Source organism: Cupriavidus sp. GW822-FHT03E04, from assembly GCF_058801495.1.
Map to the genome: position 1 here is coordinate 145,281 of NZ_JBXANI010000003.1, position 15,838 is coordinate 161,118.

Sequence of the window (15,838 nt, forward strand, 5' to 3'; positions counted from 1 at the left end):
GGCCGTCTCCTTATCCTGCCAAGAATGCCGGCCACACCGGCATCTGAAGATTGATGCCGTAGACGAAGGCGCCCAGGCTGATGATCACCAGGACGATGGCGTTGACAACGGCACCCTTCCAGCTGAATTCATGGCTGGCCATCGACGACACCAGCACCAGCACCAGCACCGACAGCACCATGCCCAGCGGCTTGAGCATCAGGCCGAACAGCACCACCGAACCCAGGATCCACAGCAAGGTCTTGATGTCCCAGCGTGCGAGCTGGTCTTCTTCCTTCTTGGCGGACAGGGAACTCCACAGCACCAGCGCGCCCAGCAAGGCGAGCACGATGCCGAGCCAGAACGGGAAATACCCGGGGCCCATCTTCGCGGCAGTACCCATGGAATACCCGCGTGCGACCCAGGAAAAGCTGAATCCGACCAGGATGAACATCAGGCCGGAGGCAAAGTCCTTTTGGCTACGAATGCGCAAAATGATTCTCCTCGAAAAAACTGCTTGAAATCCGTGCGGCTAAGGATGTTGCGGTGCGTCAAAAGCGCGCGCGCAACCGTCCCGCCGCTGGCAGGGAGGAAATTAAGGGGAAGACCTTTCAGCTACCTTTCAGATGTCTGCAAAAATGGTCAATCTGCGGGTATCTCCCTAGGAGACATCCAGGGGCTGCTTGCTTCGTTGCCGGGTGCCGCTTTCACGTCTGCGCGGCAGAGTGGTCATAGGGCTGCGCTATCATCGACGGCTGCACTGCCGTTGCCGATACGTGCGCAGCCCGTGGCCGATGCGGCACGGCATGAAAAGGTAAAAGGGAAAGCCGTTTTGGAAAGCATTGACCATGTCATCCTGATCGGCGCCGTCGTGATGTCGCTGGGCATTGTGGTGGGCGCCTTCTCGGCGCGCGCGGGCGTGCCTTTCCTGCTTGTCTTTTTATCGGTCGGCATGCTGGCCGGCGTGGATGGCCCCGGCGGCATCCGCTTCTCCAATACCTGGCTGAGCTTCCTGGTCGGCAATCTCGCGCTGGCGGTGATCCTGCTCGATGGTGGCTTGCGCACCCGGCTGGCCACCTTCCGGGTGGCGCTGAAACCCTCGCTGTCGCTGGCGACCGTCGGCGTGCTGGTCACGACCGGCCTGGTGGGCCTGTTTGCCGCCTGGGTGCTGGAGATCGACTGGAAGCTGGGCCTGCTGCTGGGCGCCATCGTCGGCTCGACCGATGCCGCGGCGGTGTTCTCGCTGCTCAATACCAGCGGCATCCGGCTCAAGGAGCGGGTGGCGAGCGTGCTGGAAATCGAATCCGGCATCAACGACCCGATGGCGATCTTCCTGACCCTCACCCTGATCGACTGGATCGCCGCGCCCGCGGGCCTGAGCCCCGGCGCGCTGTTGTGGCGCCTGGTGGTGCAGTTCGGGGTCGGTGGGTTGCTCGGATTAGGCCTGGGCTACTGCATGGCCAACATAATGGAGCGCATCCGCGTAGCCGAAGGCCTGCAGGCCATCCTGCTGTGCTCGGGCGGCGCCATGGTGTTCGCCATCGTGCAGACGGCGGGCGGCAGCGGCTTCCTGGCCGTCTACCTGACCGGCATCCTGGTGGGCAACCGCGACCGCGCGGTAGGCCCCGACACCATGCGGGCGATGGATGGCATGGCCTGGCTGTCGCAGTCCGCGATGTTCCTGCTGCTTGGCCTGCTGGTGGCGCCGCACCGGATCTGGGAAGTGGCGCTGCCGGCGGTGGCGGTGGCGGCATTCTTGATGCTGGTGGCGCGCCCGGCGGCGGTCTGGCTGGCGCTGCTGCCGTTTCGTTTCAGCGCCCGGGAGAAGGGCTTCGTGGCCTGGATGGGCTTGCGTGGGGCGGTGCCTATCGTGCTGGCACTGTTTCCCATGCTGCAGGGCATGCCTGATTCCGGCTTGCTGTTTCGCATCGCCTTTGCGGTGGTGCTGACCAGCCTGCTGCTGCAGGGCACCACCGTGCCGCTGGCGGCGCGGCTGGCGCGCGTGCTGCGTCCCGCCTATCCGGAGCCCGTGGCCCGCTCGCGGCTGCAGGGCACCCATGCGCCGGCGCTGGAGGTGATGCAGTTCAGGGTCGAGGCTGATTCGCCGATTGAAAACCTGCGCGCCGACCAGCTCGAGTTGCCGCCCCGTTGCCGGCTGCTGACCGTGGTGCGGGACAAAGCGCTGGCTGCGCCCGATCAGACCGTGCTGCGGGCTGGGGACATGGTGTCGATTCTGGCGCCGGGGACCAGCGTGCCGATGCTGGCGCTGTTGTTCCATCGGCCTGGGCCGGCACCTGCCTGGGGCAAGGCTAGCCATGATTTCCTGCTGTCCGGGGAGGCCATGCTGCGGGATGTGGCGGGGCTTTACGGGACGCGGGAGTTGAGCCCTGCCGAGGCGGCACGGACACTGGAGGTCGCTTTGCAGGAGGCCTTTACATCACCACCAGTGGAGGGTGATGCCGTAGAGATCGCCGGGCTGAAGCTGACGGTGACGCGGATGGATGGGCCGCGGATTATTCAGGTGGGGTTGTTGTTGCCGCGCGCGGAGCCGGGAGCGATCTGACAAAGCAGGATTTGCGCCGGTGGTCTCCCCTCTCCCACTTGTGGGAGAGGGGCTGGGGGAGAGGGCGGGCGCTCGGTGCGCCTGCGTGCTGGAAAAAAACACGGGCTTAGCTTGAAGTGGCTCCTAGCTAAGCCACCCCTCTCCCCGGACGGCCCTCTCCCCCTGAGGGGCGAGGGAGAGACAGCCGTCGTCATGGCGCGCGGCTTTGGCCCGGCTGGCGGCTTCGGCAAATGTCTCGAGGCGGATCAATCCACCTTGGCGCCCGACACCTTCACGATCTGCGCGTACTTCTTCAGCTCGCGCTGCACCAGTGCGCCGAACTGCTCCGGCGTGGTTGGTGCCGGCTGGGCGCCGATGCGGGCCAGCTTTGCCTTCATGTCGTCGGTCTTGAGAATGGCGACGATCTCGTGGTTGAGGCGATCGACGATCTCTTTCGGGGTGTTGGCCGGGGCGAACACGCCGAACCACGTGGAAATGTCGAAGCCTTCCAGGCCGAGCCCCTTGCCGGCTTCGGCGATAGTGGGTAGCTCGGGCAGGGTGGCTGCGCGGGTGGCGGTGGTGACGGCGAACGCCTTGAGCTTGCCGGCCTTGATGTTGGCCGCCGCGGAGGCGAGGTTATCGAAGATCATGTCGGTCTGGCCGGACAGCACCGACAGCTGCGCAGGCGAGGCGCCGTTGTAGGGGATGTGGACCATGCTGACCTTGGCCATGCTCTTGAACAGCTCGCCCGACAAATGTCCCGCGCTGCCGTTGCCGCCCGAGGCGTAGTCCAGCTTGCCGGGGTTCTTGCGCGCGTATTCCACCAGCTCACGCACATTGTTGATATGCAGTTCGGCAGCCTTGCCGGGATGCATGACGAGTACGTTGGGCACGTCGGCCACCAGCGTGATCGGGCTGAAGTCCTTCACCGGGTCGTACGGCATCTTGGCGAAGAGGCTGGGGTTGATGGCGTGGGTGGCCACGGCGCCCATCACGATGGTGTAACCGTCGGCCGGCTGCTTGGCCACGTAGTCGGCGCCGATATTGCCGCCGGCGCCCGGACGGTTTTCCACCACCACGGGCTGGCCCAGGCTGTCCTTGAGCTTGTCGCCGATGGCGCGCGCCACGGTGTCCAGCGGGCCGCCTGCCGGGTAGGGCACGACGAACTTGAGCGGCTTGGCCGGATAGGCGGCGGCCGCGGCGGCAGGCGTGGCGCTAAAGGCGCTAAAGGCGCCAAAGGCGATAAAGGTGCCGATAGCGGGCAGGGCGGCGGCGAGCAAAGCCGCGGCGAGTTTTTTCTTGAGCATGGAGATGCGTCGGGTTGGATTGGGAATCTGGTGCACCAGGCGCTGCGGCCTATTTCATGCCGATGCCGCGCGCCATCATTACCGCGCACAGCGGCAGCAGGATCAGCAGGTGGGCCTGGATCATGACCCAGCGCCGCGCGGACTTCAGTTCGGCGGGCATGGGCACGAAGTCCGGCAAGCTGCGCGCCTGGCGGCGCCACCGCTGGATGGCGAAGGTGGGCGGCAGCGAGCACAGGGCGATCGCCACGAACACGGTGATCTTGGCGTGGAACCACGGGTTGTGCAGGTAGAACTGTGCGCCCTTGGCGCCGTAGAACAGCCGCAGCAGGCCGGTTGCCAGCACCGCCATGGCAGTGAGGAAGTAGAGCAGGTCGTAGATCGACAGGCGCTTGAGCACGGGCGGCGTCATGCCGGGGCGCAGCACGACCGCCTCGGCGGTCATCAGGGCGATCAGCAGGAAGATGAAGGTGTAGTGCAGGAAGGCCAGCAGGGCGTCGGTCAGCATCCAAACTCCTTTTGTGGTCAGGCATGCGCCGTACGCCGGCGCGCGGGGTCAGGGTTCTTGCTTTTTCTCGCTACGGCAACGGTTATGGGAACAACGACGACAAACTCCGGCTTGCCGCCCGCGCGCCGCCACTGCAGGCACACAGGCGGCCAGCACCTTACAGCACGCCCTTGGCGCGCAGCGCGGCTATCTGCTCCGGCGTGTAGCCCAGCATGTCGCCAAGCACCGCGTCGGTGTGCTCGCCCAGCAGCGGCGGGTGGCGCACGGCCTCGGGCGGCGTCGCGCTCATCTTGATCGGGCTGCCCACCAGCTTGACCTCGCCGGCGCTCGGGTGCGGCAGGTCCACGCGCAGGCCGCGCGCCTTGACCTGGGCATCCTCGAACACGTCGTCCAGCGTGTTGATCGGGCCGCAGGGCACGCCGGCGGCTTCCAGGTCGAGGATCCACTGGGCGCGGGTGCGCGGCTTGACCATGTCGGCGAGGATCGGCACCAGCACATCGCGATGCGCAACCCGCTGCGGGTTGGTGGCGAAGCGCGGGTCGTCGGCCAGTTCGGGGCGCCCGCCGGCAACGACGAACTTGCGGAACTGGCCGTCGTTGCCCACCGCCACGATGATCCAGCCGTCGGCCGCCTGGAAGGTCTGGTAGGGGACGATATTGGGGTGCGCGTTGCCCCAGCGCCTGGGCGCTTCGCCGCTGGCCAGGTAGTTGGTGTTCATGTTGGCCAGCATGGCCACCTGCACGTCGAGCAGGGCCATGTCGATGTACTGGCCTTCGCCGGTGCGCTCGCGGTGGGCCAGCGCGGCCAGCACGGCGATGGTGGCGTACTGCCCGGTCATCAGGTCGGAGATGGCCACGCCGGCCTTCTGCGGGCCGCCGCCGGGCAGGTCGTCGCGCTCGCCGGTCAGGCTCATGAAGCCGCCCATGCCCTGGATGATGAAGTCGTAGCCCGGGCGCGCCGCGTAGGGGCCGGTCTGGCCGAAGCCGGTCACCGAGCAATAGATCAGGCCCGGCTTGATCGCCTTGAGGGAGTCGTAGTCCAGCCCGTACTTCTTCAGCTGGCCGACCTTGTAGTTCTCCAGCACCACATCGCTCTGGGCGGCCAGCGCGCGCACCAGTTCCTGGCCCTCGGGCGTGCTGATATCGCAGGTCACCGAGCGCTTGTTGCGGTTGGCGGCCAGGTAATAGGCAGCTTCCGCGGTATCGCGGCCTTCGCCGTCCTGCAGCCAGGGCGGGCCCCAGGTGCGGGTATCGTCGCCGGCGCCGGGGCGCTCGATCTTGATCACGTCGGCGCCGAAGTCGGCAAGGTTCTGGGCGCACCATGGCCCGGCGAGAACGCGGGTCAGGTCGAGGACGCGGAGGTGGCTTAAAGCTCCCATGGGGTGTATTGCGGATCCGGCAAGGGGTGGGCGAGGGAAGGCCGGGCGGCCCCGCCGTCTGGTCTGGGTGGCGGCTTGCAGGGCAATCGGAGGCTGGCGCGAAACCAGGCTCGGGGGCGTCCGGCTGGGACAGCCAGCACTTTACCACCGGCAGGCCGCCGGGCGCACATCGCGGCCGGCCCGGATCGCGGCGGCGCGCGGTATTGCGGGCGGCGCAAGGCGAATCCCCGGCGGAATGCCGCGCGCTCAGGCTTCCCCGTATAATCAACGGTTTGCAAAACCATCTTGACCGACAGCGCCCTGCCACGACGTGGGACGCCCTTGCCCAGAACATGAAAGTCTCCGACATCCGCAGCAAGTTCCTGCAGTACTTCGAATCGAAGGGCCATACCGTGGTCCGCTCGTCCAGCCTGGTGCCGGGGAACGATCCGACGTTGCTGTTTACCAACTCCGGCATGGTGCAGTTCAAGGACGTGTTCCTGGGCACCGACAAGCGCCCGTACACCCGCGCGACCTCGTCGCAGCGCTCGGTGCGCGCCGGCGGCAAGCACAACGACCTGGAGAACGTGGGTTACACCGCGCGTCACCACACCTTCTTTGAAATGCTCGGCAACTTCTCGTTTGGCGACTATTTCAAGCGCGAGGCGATCCAGTACGCGTGGGAGCTGCTGACCAAGGTCTACCAGCTACCGGCCGAAAAGCTGTGGGTCACGGTGTACGCGGAAGACGACGAAGCCTATGACATCTGGGCCAAGGAAGTCGGCGTGCCGCCCGAGCGCATCGTGCGCATCGGCGACAACAAGGGCGCGCGCTACGCCTCCGACAACTTCTGGCAGATGGCCGACACCGGCCCCTGCGGCCCGTGCTCGGAAATCTTCTACGACCACGGCCCTGACGTGTGGGGCGGCCCCCCGGGATCTCCCGAGGAAGACGGCGACCGCTACATCGAGATCTGGAACCTGGTGTTCATGCAGTTCAACCGGGACGAGCAAGGCAATATGCCGCGCCTGCCCAAGCCCTGCGTCGACACCGGCATGGGCCTGGAGCGCATCGCCGCGGTGCTGCAGCACGTGCACAGCAACTATGAGATCGACCTGTTCCAGGCACTGATCAAGGGCGCTGCGCGCGAGACCGGCACCACCGATCTCAACAACAATTCGCTGAAGGTCATCGCCGACCACATCCGCGCGTGCTCCTTCCTGATCGTCGACGGTGTGATCCCCGGCAATGAAGGCCGCGGCTACGTGCTGCGCCGTATCATCCGCCGCGCCATCCGCCACGGCTACAAGCTGGGCCGCAAGACCCCGTTCTTCCACAAGCTGGTGGGCGATCTGGTGGGTCAGATGGGCGAAGCCTATCCGGAACTGTCCGACGCCGAATCGCGCGTCGTGGAGGTGCTCAAGGCAGAAGAGGAACGCTTCTTCGAAACCATCGAGAACGGCATGTCCATCCTTGACTCGGCACTGGCCGACGTCAAGGCCAAGGGCGGTACCGTGCTCGACGGCGAACTTGCCTTCAAGCTGCACGACACCTTTGGCTTCCCGCTGGACCTGACGCAGGACGTGTGCCGCGAGCAGGAAATGACGGTGGACGAAGCCGCCTTCGACGCGGCCATGAACCGCCAGCGCGAGCAGGCCCGCGCCGCCGGCAAGTTCAAGATGGCGGCCGGCCTGGAGTACAAGGGCGACAAGACCACCTTCCACGGCTACGAAAAGCTGGGCGTGGACGGTGCGAAGATCACCGCGCTGTATGTGGACGGCGCATCCGTCGACACGATGCAGCCCGGCCAGACCGGCGTGATCGTGCTGGATAACACGCCGTTCTACGCCGAGTCCGGCGGCCAGGCCGGCGACCAGGGCGAACTGAAGAGCGGCAGCGCCGTGTTCAGCGTGGTCGATACCACCAAGGTGCAGGCCGATGTGTTCGGCCACCAGGGCACCCTGGCGGGCGGCGCGCTCAAGGTGGGCGACAGCGTCACCGCGCAGGTGGATGCGCAGCGCCGCGCGCGCACCGTGCGCAACCACTCGGCCACCCACCTGATGCACAAGGCATTGCGTGAAGTGCTGGGCAGCCACGTGCAGCAGAAGGGCTCGCTGGTCGACGCGGACAAGACCCGCTTTGACTTCTCGCACAACGCGCCGATGACCGACGAGCAGATCCGTCGCGTCGAGGAGATCGTCAACGCCGAGATCCTGCAGAACGCAGCTACCGGTGCTGAAGTCATGCCCTTCGACGACGCGGTCAAGAGCGGCGCGATGGCGCTGTTCGGCGAGAAGTACGCCGACGACGTGCGCGTGCTGTCGATCGGCAGCTCCAAGGAACTGTGCGGCGGCACCCACGTGACCCGCACCGGCGATATCGGCGTGTTCAAGATCGTGGTGGAAAGCGGCGTGGCAGCGGGCATCCGCCGCGTCGAAGCCATCACCGGCGACAACGCGCTGCATTACCTGCAAGCACTGGACGCCAAGCTGAACGAAGCCGCCGCCGCGCTCAAGGCGCAGCCGTCCGAACTGGTGCCGCGTATCGGGCAGGTGCAGGAACAAGTGCGCGCGCTGGAGAAGGAACTGGAGCGCCTCAAGAGCAAGCTGGCTGCTTCGCAAGGCGACGAGCTGGCGGCGCAGGCCATCGACGTCAAGGGCATCAAGGTGCTGGCCGCACAGCTCGACGGCGCCGACGTCAAGACGCTGCGCGAAACCATGGACAAGCTCAAGGACAAGCTGGGCACCGCGGCCATCGTGCTAGGCGCGGTGGCCGACGGCAAGGTCAGCCTGATCGCTGGGGTGACCGCCGATGCCACCGCCAAGGTCAAGGCCGGCGAGCTGGTCAACTTTGTCGCGCAGCAGGTCGGCGGCAAGGGCGGCGGCCGTCCGGACATGGCGCAAGCTGGCGGCACGGAGCCGGCCAACCTGCCCAAGGCGCTGGCAGGTGTCGGCGAGTGGGTCGCGGGCAAGGTTTGAGGCAGGTCTGAGGCAGATCTGAGGCATTCGCCGAAGCCGAGGAATGGGCCAAAGCCGCGTGCCATGACGACGGCTGTCTCTCCCTCTCCCCTCAGGGGGAGAGGGCCGGGGTGAGGGGTGGCTTAGCTAGGGGCCACTTGAAGCGAAGCCCATGGTTGTTTCCAGCATGACGGCGTGACGAGCACCCGCCCTCTCCCCCAGCCCCTCTCCCGCCCGCGGGAGAGGGGAGTGACCCCCTGCGCAGATCTACCTTTGTCAGCAGTCTGAGGCGCCCCAGGCGCCTTTTTTCACGTCGACTCGCGGCTCAGCTTTCCCACCAGCGTCAGGATGTCGATGGGCAACGGAAACACGATCGTCGAGCTCTTGTCGCCGGCAATCTGCGTCAGCGTCTGCAGATAACGCAGTTGCATCGCTTGCGGTTCCCTTGCCAGCATCTGCGCGGCTTCCAGCAGCTTCACCGAGGCCTGCAACTCGCCCTCGGCATGAATCACCTTGGCGCGCCGTTCGCGCTCGGCCTCGGCCTGGCGCGCGATGGCGCGGATCATGGTTTCGTTGAGGTCGACGTGCTTGATCTCCACGTTGGAGACCTTGATGCCCCAGCTATCGGTCTGGGCATCGAGCGCTTTCTGGATGTCGATGTTGAGCTGCTCGCGCTCGGCCAGCATCTCGTCGAGCTCATGCTTGCCCAGCACCGAGCGCAAGGTGGTCTGCGCCAGCTGGCTGGTGGCCTCGAGGAAGTTCGCCACCTGGATGATGGCGCGCTCCGGGTCGATCACGCGGAAATACACCACCGCATTCACCTTGACCGACACGTTGTCGCGCGAGATCACGTCTTGCGGCGGCACGTCCATCACCACCGTACGCAAGTCCACGCGCACCATCTGCTGCACCGCCGGGATCAGGATCACCAGCCCTGGGCCTTTCACCTTCCAGAAGCGCCCCAGCATGAACACCACGCCGCGTTCGTACTCGCGCAGCACGCGGATCGAGGAAACGATGAGCAAGGCAATGATGAAGACCAGACCGCCTGCGCTGAATCCAAATGCCATGATCATGCTCCTTGGGTGGATGGGGGAATCGGGCCGGATGTCGTTCCAGACGCGTGGAGGGAGCGCACTTCGAGCAGCAGCCCATTGCGCCCGATGACCAGCACCGGCTCGCCGCGCGCCAGCGGCCGCAGGCTATGTACCCGCCAGCGCTCGCCACGCACCTCGGCCCAGCCGTCTTCCTGGAGATCGTCCAGGATCACGCCGGGCGTGCCGATCATCGCGTCGCCGCCGTTGATCGCGGGCATGCGCCGCGCGCGCCAGAGCAGCGTCCAGACGGCGAACAGGAACACCGCGCTGGCCAGTGCCAGGCTGCCGATCAGCCACAGCGGAATGCCGAAGCCGGGCACATTCGTATCGATCAGCATCACCGCCCCAAAGATAAAGGCGATGATGCCGCCCACGCCCAGCGCCCCAAAGGTGGGCAGGTATAGCTCCGCCACCATGCAGCCGATGCCCAGTGCGATCAGCCCCAGGCCCGCGTAGCTGACGGGCAGCATATGCAGCGCGAACAGCGCCAGCAGCAGGCAGATCGCGCCGCCAATGCCGGGTACCACCATGCCCGGCGTGGAGAACTCGAAGATCAGGCCGTAGATGCCGGCCATCATCAGGATCAGCGCCACGCTGGGATCGGTGATGACCTCCAGGAAGCTGTCGCGCCAGTCCGGCTCCAGCACCTGCACCGGCGCGTGCGCCGTGCGCAGCACGCGGTCCACGCCGGCGGCCTGGATGTGCTTGCCGTCCACGGCGCGCAGCAGTGCAGGCAGGTCGGGCGCGATCAGGTCCGCGACCTTCTGCGCGACCGCCTCGCTGGCCGACAGGCTGACCGCCTCGCGCACCGCGCGTTCGCCCCACTCGGCATTGCGCCCGCGCAATTGCGCCAGGCCGCGGATATAGGCCGAGGCGTCGTGCATCTGCTTGCGCTCCATGGTGTCCTGCGGCGGCGCGCCGACAGGGGCGGAGGCTGGGGCCGCCTCTGGCTTCTGTGGCCCGCCGATGCTGATCTGCACCGGGCTGGCCGCGCCCAGGTTGGTGCCGGGCGCCATCGCGGCGATATGGCTGGCGTAGAGGATGTAGGTGCCGGCGCTGGCCGCGCGCGCGCCGCCCGGATAGACATAGCTCGCCACCGGTACCGGTGAGGCCAGGATGCCCTGGATGATCTCGCGCATCGACAGGTCCAGCCCGCCCGGGGTGTCCATTTCCAGCACGATCAGCTGCGCGCCGTCAGAGCGCGCGCGCGCCATGCCGCGCTCGATAAAGCTCGCGCTGGCCGGGCCGATCGCGCCTTTGAGCGGGATGACGAAAACGGGCGGGACAGCGCCGGTGGCCGCGGGCGCGCTCGCCTGCGCATTGGCCGGCGTGGCGGGGACCAGCGGCGTCGCCGCCAAGGCAACGAGGGCTAGCCAGAAGGCCGTTGCAAGCCATCGCAGGAGCATCGGGACATGCTTCATGGCAATGACGCCGGCACGTGGAGTGCAAACGCGGCGCCACTTCCAGTGTAGGCGACCGGGCACATCTTGCCCGGTGTGGCGGCAGCTGGCGGACTCAGGCGGCCGCGGCCAGTCCTGGCCGTGGGGCGCGGAATGTGTCGGCCAAGGCGCCCAGCGCGGTATTGGCCATGGCCGGATGCCAAGCCAGCAACGTGGTGACTTTGCCGGCCTGGCCGAGGTCGTGGAGGCTGATCTTGGGCAGGTCGCGGTACAGGCCAAGTACCGAGCGCGGCACAATCGCCACGCCAATGCCGGCTGCGGCACAAGCAATGATGGCGTGATACGAGCCCAGCTCCAGCACCCGGCGCGGCGGGCTGCCGCTGGCGCCGAACCAGGCTTCGAGCCGGCCGCGGTAATTGCAGCCGGACTCGAACGACAGCATGGTGCGGGTTTCCAGGTCTGCCGCGCTGTGGATGGGAGCATGGCGCTCGCGGGCGATCAGCACCAGCTCTTCCTCGAACGCCGGCAGCGACGCCAGCGCTGGATCGTCCAGCGGCTGGGCCACAAAGGCGCAGTCCACCTCGAAGCGCGCCAGCGCCTGCAAGGCCTGGCGCGTGGGGCAGGTCACCAGCTCAAGCTCCACGTCCGGCCACGCCTGGTGATAGGCGGCCAGCACGGCGGGCAGGCGGCTGGCCGCCGTGCTCTCCATCGAGGCGATGCGCAGGCGGCCTTGCGGCCTGGCCGGCAGCACGGCCTGGCGGGCTTCTTCGGCCAGGTCCAGCACGCGGCGGGCGTAGTCGAACAAAGTCTGTCCGGCCGGCGTCAGCACCATGCGCTTGCCGTCACGCAGGAACAGATCGACGCCGAGCGAGGCCTCCAGCTGGCGGATGCGGGTGGTGACGTTGGACTGCACGCGGTGCAGGCGGGTGGCGGCGCGGGTGATGCCGCCTTCCTCCACGACGCAGCGAAAGATTTCCAGGGAAGCCAGGTCCATTGCGATCCCCTTGCCGGGTGTGATGATGTAGTGATGACGAACAAACGATCATCTCTGAAAAAGATGATTGAGTTCTCAATTATTCATTTTTCGGTTCGTTGACCGGAGCGTAGCATGCGCCGATGAAATCCACATCCACACTGGCACCCCGCAACGCTGCCGCGCCGGCGCAGGCACAGCCTGGCGTCTGGGCCGTGGCCTTGGCGGGGCTGGTGGCGCTGGGCGTGGCGATGGGCGTTGGCCGCTTCGCCTTTACGCCGCTGCTGCCCATGATGCTGCACGACGGCAGCGTCACGCTGGGCGAGGGCGGCTGGCTGGCCACGCTGAACTACCTGGGCTACTTCGCCGGCGCCGCCGCTTGCCTGTTCATCCGGCCCGACCCGGCGCGCATGGTCCGGCTCGGCATGGTGGCCACCGTCGTGCTGACGCTTGGCATGGCCGCGCCCGGCGGCATGGCGGCCTGGGGCCTGTGGCGCGCCGCGGCCGGCGTGGCCAGCGCGATGGTCATGGTCTACGGCTCGGCCTGGTGCATGCACCGGCTGGCCGAACTGGGCCGGGCGTCGCTGGGTGGCGTGATCTTTTGCGGGCCGGGCATTGGCATCGTTATCACGGGCGTTTCCGTCTTTGCCATGGTGAGCGCCGGCTGGCGGGCCAGTTGGGGCTGGCTGGCCTTCGGCGTGCTGGCGGTGCTGCTGGTCAGCGCGGTCTGGCAAGTCTTCACGCCCGCGCCGCGCACCGCGCACGCAGCCGGCCCGGCCGCGTCGGCGCAAGCGGCGCCCCGGCTGGGCCGCGAGACCTGGCTGCTGACCTTTGCCTACGGCCTGGCGGGCTTCGGCTACATCATCACGGCCACGTTCCTGCCGGTGATCGCGCGCCAGGCCATGCCGGGCTCGCTGTGGGCAGACCTGTTCTGGCCCATCTTCGGCGTGGGGGTGACCATTGGCGCCTTCGTGGCCTCGCGCGTCAGCACGGAGCGCGACAATCGCCGGCTGCTGGCCTTTACCTATGTGATGCAGGCGATCGGCGTGGCCATCGCGGTGGTCTGGCCAACGGTGGCTGGTTTCGCGCTCAGCAGCATGCTGGCCGGGTTGCCGTTCAATGCGCTGGTGTCGTTCGCCATGCGCGAGGCGCGCCGGTTGTGGGGCGCACAGGCGCAGCGCCTGATGGGCCTGATGACCGCCAGCTACGGCCTTGGCCAGATCGTCGGGCCGCCGCTGGCCACGGCGCTGGTGGCACGCACCGGCGGCTTCGCCGCCTCGCTTGGTTGCGCAGTGGCGGCCCTGTTGCTGGGTGGCGCGATCTTCGCCTGGATGAGCCGGCAACAACGCAGATAATCCGGCCCTGCCAAGGTGCCGGGGCACGTCCTGACGCAGCGCCTGCCTTGCGCTACAGTATCGCCTTTGCCGCCCCCGGCGCCGGTTGGCTGAACCGGCGCGCGGCACCCGCGCGGCGCAGGAGCCGAACCATGTCCTTTGCCTTGCAGCCCGCCCGTGCCGCGGGCGCCACTCAACCCGTCACGCAAGCCGAGTCGCGCATGCGCGTCGACCTGGCGGCGGCTTACCGCTTGTGCGCCCGGCAGGGTTGGGACGACCTCATCTACACCCATATCTCTGCAGCTGTGCCGGATGAGCCCGATCACTTCCTGATCAATCCGTTCGGCTTTGCCTTCGACGAAATCCGCGCCAGCGACCTGGTCAAGATCAACGGCCGCGGCGAGGTGGTGGGCGACAGCACCCATGCGGTCAACGTCACCGGCTTCGCGCTGCATGGCGCGGTGCATGCAGCACGCCCCGATGCGGTGTGCGTGATGCACCTGCACAACAGCGCTGGCGTGTCGGTATCGGCCCAGGCCTGCGGCCTGCTGGCCCTTTCGCAGCACGCCTTGCGCTTCTATGGCCGGCTGGCCTATCACGACTACGAAGGCCTGGCGTTCACGCCCGCCGAGAGCGCGCGGCTGACCGCGTCGCTCGGCCGGCATCCCGCCATGCTGCTGCGCAACCATGGCACGCTGACGGTTGGCCGGACCGTGGCCGAGGCGTACGTGCTGATGGCGACGCTCATCAAGGCCTGCGAGATCCAGCTTGGCGCGCAGGCTGGCGGACAGGTCGTGCAGCCGCCGCATGCGCTGGCACAACGGGCGTCCGAGCAGCTTGACGACGGCGGCGCCGTCGAGGGCGAACTGGAATGGCCGTCGCTGTTGCGCAAACTCGATAGAATCGATGCTTCGTACCGCGACTGACTTTGACGGGTGCTGGCAGATCCCTCCGCGCATCGCCAGGGCAATCCGCAACGGACAGCGAAAAACAAAACGACAACAGGAAACAGGAAACAAGCCATGCCGACTTACCACGTAGAACTCTTCGAAGGCCGCACCATCGAGCAAAAGCGCAAGCTGGTCGAGGAAGTCACCCGCGTCACCTGCGAAACCCTCGGCTGCTCGGCCTCGGCCGTGGATATCATCATCACCGACATCAAGCGCGAGAACTGGTCCACCGGCGGCCAGCTGTGGGCTGACAAGAAGTAAGCCACGCGCAGCTACGCCGCAGACCGCCCCAGACAAAAACCGCTCCGGGCCAAAGGCCACAAGCCCCGACGCCCATGGCACGCGCCACGCCACCCGCCACGGATCTCCCCATGCAGCATTTCGCCTCCGACAACTACGCCGGCTTCTGTCCGGAGTCGCTCAAGTATTTCCTCGAAGCCAACGGCAGCGGCCACGAGCAGGCCTATGGCGACGATTCGTGGACGCAAAAAGTCTGTGACCGGATCCGCGAGCTGTTCCAGACCGATTGCGAGGTGTTTTTCGTCTTCAACGGTACCGCGGCGAACTCGCTGGCGCTGTCCGCGCTGTGCCAGTCCTACCACTCGGTGATCTGCCATGAGCTGGCACATATCGAGACCGATGAGTGCGGCGGCCCGGAGTTCTTCTCCAACGGCTCCAAGCTGCTGACCGCGCCTGGCGCCAACGGCAAGCTCACGCCCGAAGCGGTGGAAGCGCTGGTGACGCGCCGCTCCGATATCCACTATCCCAAGCCCAAGGTGGTGTCGCTGACGCAGTCGACCGAGGTCGGCACGGTGTACACGGTGGAGGAAGTGCGAGCCATTGCCGCCATCGCCAAGCGCCGCCAGTTGCGCGTGCACATGGACGGCGCGCGTTTCGCCAATGCCGTGGCATCGCTGGGCGTGCATCCGTCGGAGATCACCTGGCGCGCAGGCGTGGACGTGCTGTGCTTCGGCGGCACCAAGAACGGCCTGCCGGTGGGCGAGGCGGTGGTGTTCTTCGACCGCAAGCTGGCCGAGGACTTTGCTTACCGTGTCAAGCAGGCCGGGCAACTGGCTTCCAAGATGCGTTTTATCTCGGCCCCATGGCTGGGCTTGCTCGAGAACGATGTGTGGCTCGGCAACGCCCGCCATGCCAATGCCATGGCGCAGTTGCTGCATGAGCGCATCGCCACCATCCCCGGCGTGCGCATCATGTTCCCGACCGAGTCCAATGCTGTCTTTGCCGAGCTGCCGCTCGCGGCCATCGAGGCGCTGCGTGCCAAGGGCTGGCGCTTCTATACGTTTATCGGCGCCGGCGGCTGCCGCTTCATGTGCTCGTGGGATCTGCAGCCGGAAACCGTCGAGGCGCTGGCCGCGGATATGCGCGCGGCCTGCGGCGCGTGAATGCCGCCGCCCTTATAAAATGGCAACATAACAA

General features: G+C 66.8%; 13 protein-coding genes. 6 read left to right on the forward strand and 7 right to left on the reverse strand.

Annotation, left to right across the window (positions count from 1 at the left end):
• Nucleotides 1–10: 10 nt before the first annotated feature.
• Nucleotides 11–472 carry a tripartite tricarboxylate transporter TctB family protein gene (locus AC1RQC_RS04735; protein WP_043348382.1) on the reverse strand — a complete coding sequence of 154 codons (462 nt, stop codon included), beginning with the start codon at nt 470–472 and terminating at the stop codon, nt 11–13.
• Between the two features lie 339 nt (nt 473–811).
• Between AC1RQC_RS04735 and AC1RQC_RS04740 the strand changes: the two genes are divergently transcribed.
• Nucleotides 812–2,542, forward strand: coding sequence for a potassium/proton antiporter (locus AC1RQC_RS04740; protein WP_492882559.1), 1,731 nt, complete (start codon nt 812–814; stop codon nt 2,540–2,542).
• 245 nt (nt 2,543–2,787) lie between these two features.
• Here AC1RQC_RS04740 and AC1RQC_RS04745 read toward each other — a convergent pair whose 3' ends face one another.
• The 3 genes from AC1RQC_RS04745 to AC1RQC_RS04755 form a co-directional block, all read right to left on the reverse strand.
• Complete coding sequence (locus AC1RQC_RS04745) at nt 2,788–3,828, reverse strand: tripartite tricarboxylate transporter substrate binding protein (RefSeq protein WP_492882560.1); 1,041 nt, start codon at nt 3,826–3,828, stop codon at nt 2,788–2,790.
• A 49-nt stretch (nt 3,829–3,877) separates the two neighbouring features.
• A complete protein-coding gene (locus AC1RQC_RS04750; RefSeq protein ID WP_492882561.1) occupies nt 3,878–4,333 on the reverse strand; it encodes a DUF2214 family protein in 456 nt (151 codons plus the stop codon).
• 157 nt (nt 4,334–4,490) lie between these two features.
• Entirely contained in the window at nt 4,491–5,711 is a 1,221-nt protein-coding gene (locus AC1RQC_RS04755; protein WP_253928722.1) for a CaiB/BaiF CoA transferase family protein, read from the reverse strand.
• A 332-nt stretch (nt 5,712–6,043) separates the two neighbouring features.
• Here AC1RQC_RS04755 and alaS point away from each other — a divergent pair, with 332 nt between their 5' ends.
• Nucleotides 6,044–8,668: an alanine--tRNA ligase gene (gene alaS, locus AC1RQC_RS04760; protein ID WP_492810982.1), complete on the forward strand. Its 2,625-nt coding sequence runs from the start codon at nt 6,044–6,046 to the stop codon at nt 8,666–8,668.
• A 287-nt stretch (nt 8,669–8,955) separates the two neighbouring features.
• Here the strand turns inward: alaS and AC1RQC_RS04765 are convergent, their stop codons facing one another.
• From AC1RQC_RS04765 to AC1RQC_RS04775, 3 genes are all read right to left on the reverse strand, one after another.
• The gene (locus tag AC1RQC_RS04765) at nt 8,956–9,717 is read right to left on the reverse strand and encodes a slipin family protein (protein ID WP_183036254.1); all 762 of its coding nucleotides are present in this window, start codon (nt 9,715–9,717) and stop codon (nt 8,956–8,958) included.
• Nucleotides 9,718–9,719: 2 nt separating this feature from the next.
• On the reverse strand, nt 9,720–11,165 hold the full coding sequence (locus AC1RQC_RS04770; protein WP_492882562.1) for an NfeD family protein: 1,446 nt from the start codon (nt 11,163–11,165) through the stop codon (nt 9,720–9,722).
• Nucleotides 11,166–11,259: 94 nt separating this feature from the next.
• Nucleotides 11,260–12,138 carry a LysR family transcriptional regulator gene (locus AC1RQC_RS04775; protein WP_492376620.1) on the reverse strand — a complete coding sequence of 293 codons (879 nt, stop codon included), beginning with the start codon at nt 12,136–12,138 and terminating at the stop codon, nt 11,260–11,262.
• A gap of 122 nt (nt 12,139–12,260) precedes the next feature.
• Between AC1RQC_RS04775 and AC1RQC_RS04780 the strand changes: the two genes are divergently transcribed.
• From AC1RQC_RS04780 to AC1RQC_RS04795, 4 genes are all read left to right on the forward strand, one after another.
• Complete coding sequence (locus AC1RQC_RS04780; protein ID WP_492814309.1) at nt 12,261–13,472, forward strand: YbfB/YjiJ family MFS transporter; 1,212 nt, start codon at nt 12,261–12,263, stop codon at nt 13,470–13,472.
• Nucleotides 13,473–13,603: 131 nt separating this feature from the next.
• Nucleotides 13,604–14,377: a class II aldolase/adducin family protein gene (locus tag AC1RQC_RS04785; RefSeq protein ID WP_492376619.1), complete on the forward strand. Its 774-nt coding sequence runs from the start codon at nt 13,604–13,606 to the stop codon at nt 14,375–14,377.
• Between the two features lie 96 nt (nt 14,378–14,473).
• The gene (locus AC1RQC_RS04790; RefSeq protein WP_043348354.1) at nt 14,474–14,662 is read left to right on the forward strand and encodes a 4-oxalocrotonate tautomerase; all 189 of its coding nucleotides are present in this window, start codon (nt 14,474–14,476) and stop codon (nt 14,660–14,662) included.
• Between the two features lie 110 nt (nt 14,663–14,772).
• The gene (locus AC1RQC_RS04795; protein WP_492376618.1) at nt 14,773–15,804 is read left to right on the forward strand and encodes a threonine aldolase family protein; all 1,032 of its coding nucleotides are present in this window, start codon (nt 14,773–14,775) and stop codon (nt 15,802–15,804) included.
• The last annotated feature ends 34 nt before the right edge of the window (nt 15,805–15,838 follow it).

What these genes read in the sequence shown, in the direction of transcription:
- AC1RQC_RS04785 (WP_492376619.1), top strand. Translation starts at nt 13,604, where the DNA reads ATGTCCTTTGCCTTGCAGCCCGCCCGTGCCGCGGGCGCCACTCAACCC.
- alaS (WP_492810982.1), top strand. Translation starts at nt 6,044, where the DNA reads ATGAAAGTCTCCGACATCCGCAGCAAGTTCCTGCAGTACTTCGAATCG.
- AC1RQC_RS04755 (WP_253928722.1), bottom strand. Translation starts at nt 5,711, where the DNA reads ATGGGAGCTTTAAGCCACCTCCGCGTCCTCGACCTGACCCGCGTTCTC.
- AC1RQC_RS04790 (WP_043348354.1), top strand. Translation starts at nt 14,474, where the DNA reads ATGCCGACTTACCACGTAGAACTCTTCGAAGGCCGCACCATCGAGCAA.
- AC1RQC_RS04775 (WP_492376620.1), bottom strand. Translation starts at nt 12,138, where the DNA reads ATGGACCTGGCTTCCCTGGAAATCTTTCGCTGCGTCGTGGAGGAAGGC.
- AC1RQC_RS04745 (WP_492882560.1), bottom strand. Translation starts at nt 3,828, where the DNA reads ATGCTCAAGAAAAAACTCGCCGCGGCTTTGCTCGCCGCCGCCCTGCCC.
- AC1RQC_RS04765 (WP_183036254.1), bottom strand. Translation starts at nt 9,717, where the DNA reads ATGGCATTTGGATTCAGCGCAGGCGGTCTGGTCTTCATCATTGCCTTG.
- AC1RQC_RS04770 (WP_492882562.1), bottom strand. Translation starts at nt 11,165, where the DNA reads ATGAAGCATGTCCCGATGCTCCTGCGATGGCTTGCAACGGCCTTCTGG.
- AC1RQC_RS04795 (WP_492376618.1), top strand. Translation starts at nt 14,773, where the DNA reads ATGCAGCATTTCGCCTCCGACAACTACGCCGGCTTCTGTCCGGAGTCG.
- AC1RQC_RS04780 (WP_492814309.1), top strand. Translation starts at nt 12,261, where the DNA reads ATGAAATCCACATCCACACTGGCACCCCGCAACGCTGCCGCGCCGGCG.
- AC1RQC_RS04750 (WP_492882561.1), bottom strand. Translation starts at nt 4,333, where the DNA reads ATGCTGACCGACGCCCTGCTGGCCTTCCTGCACTACACCTTCATCTTC.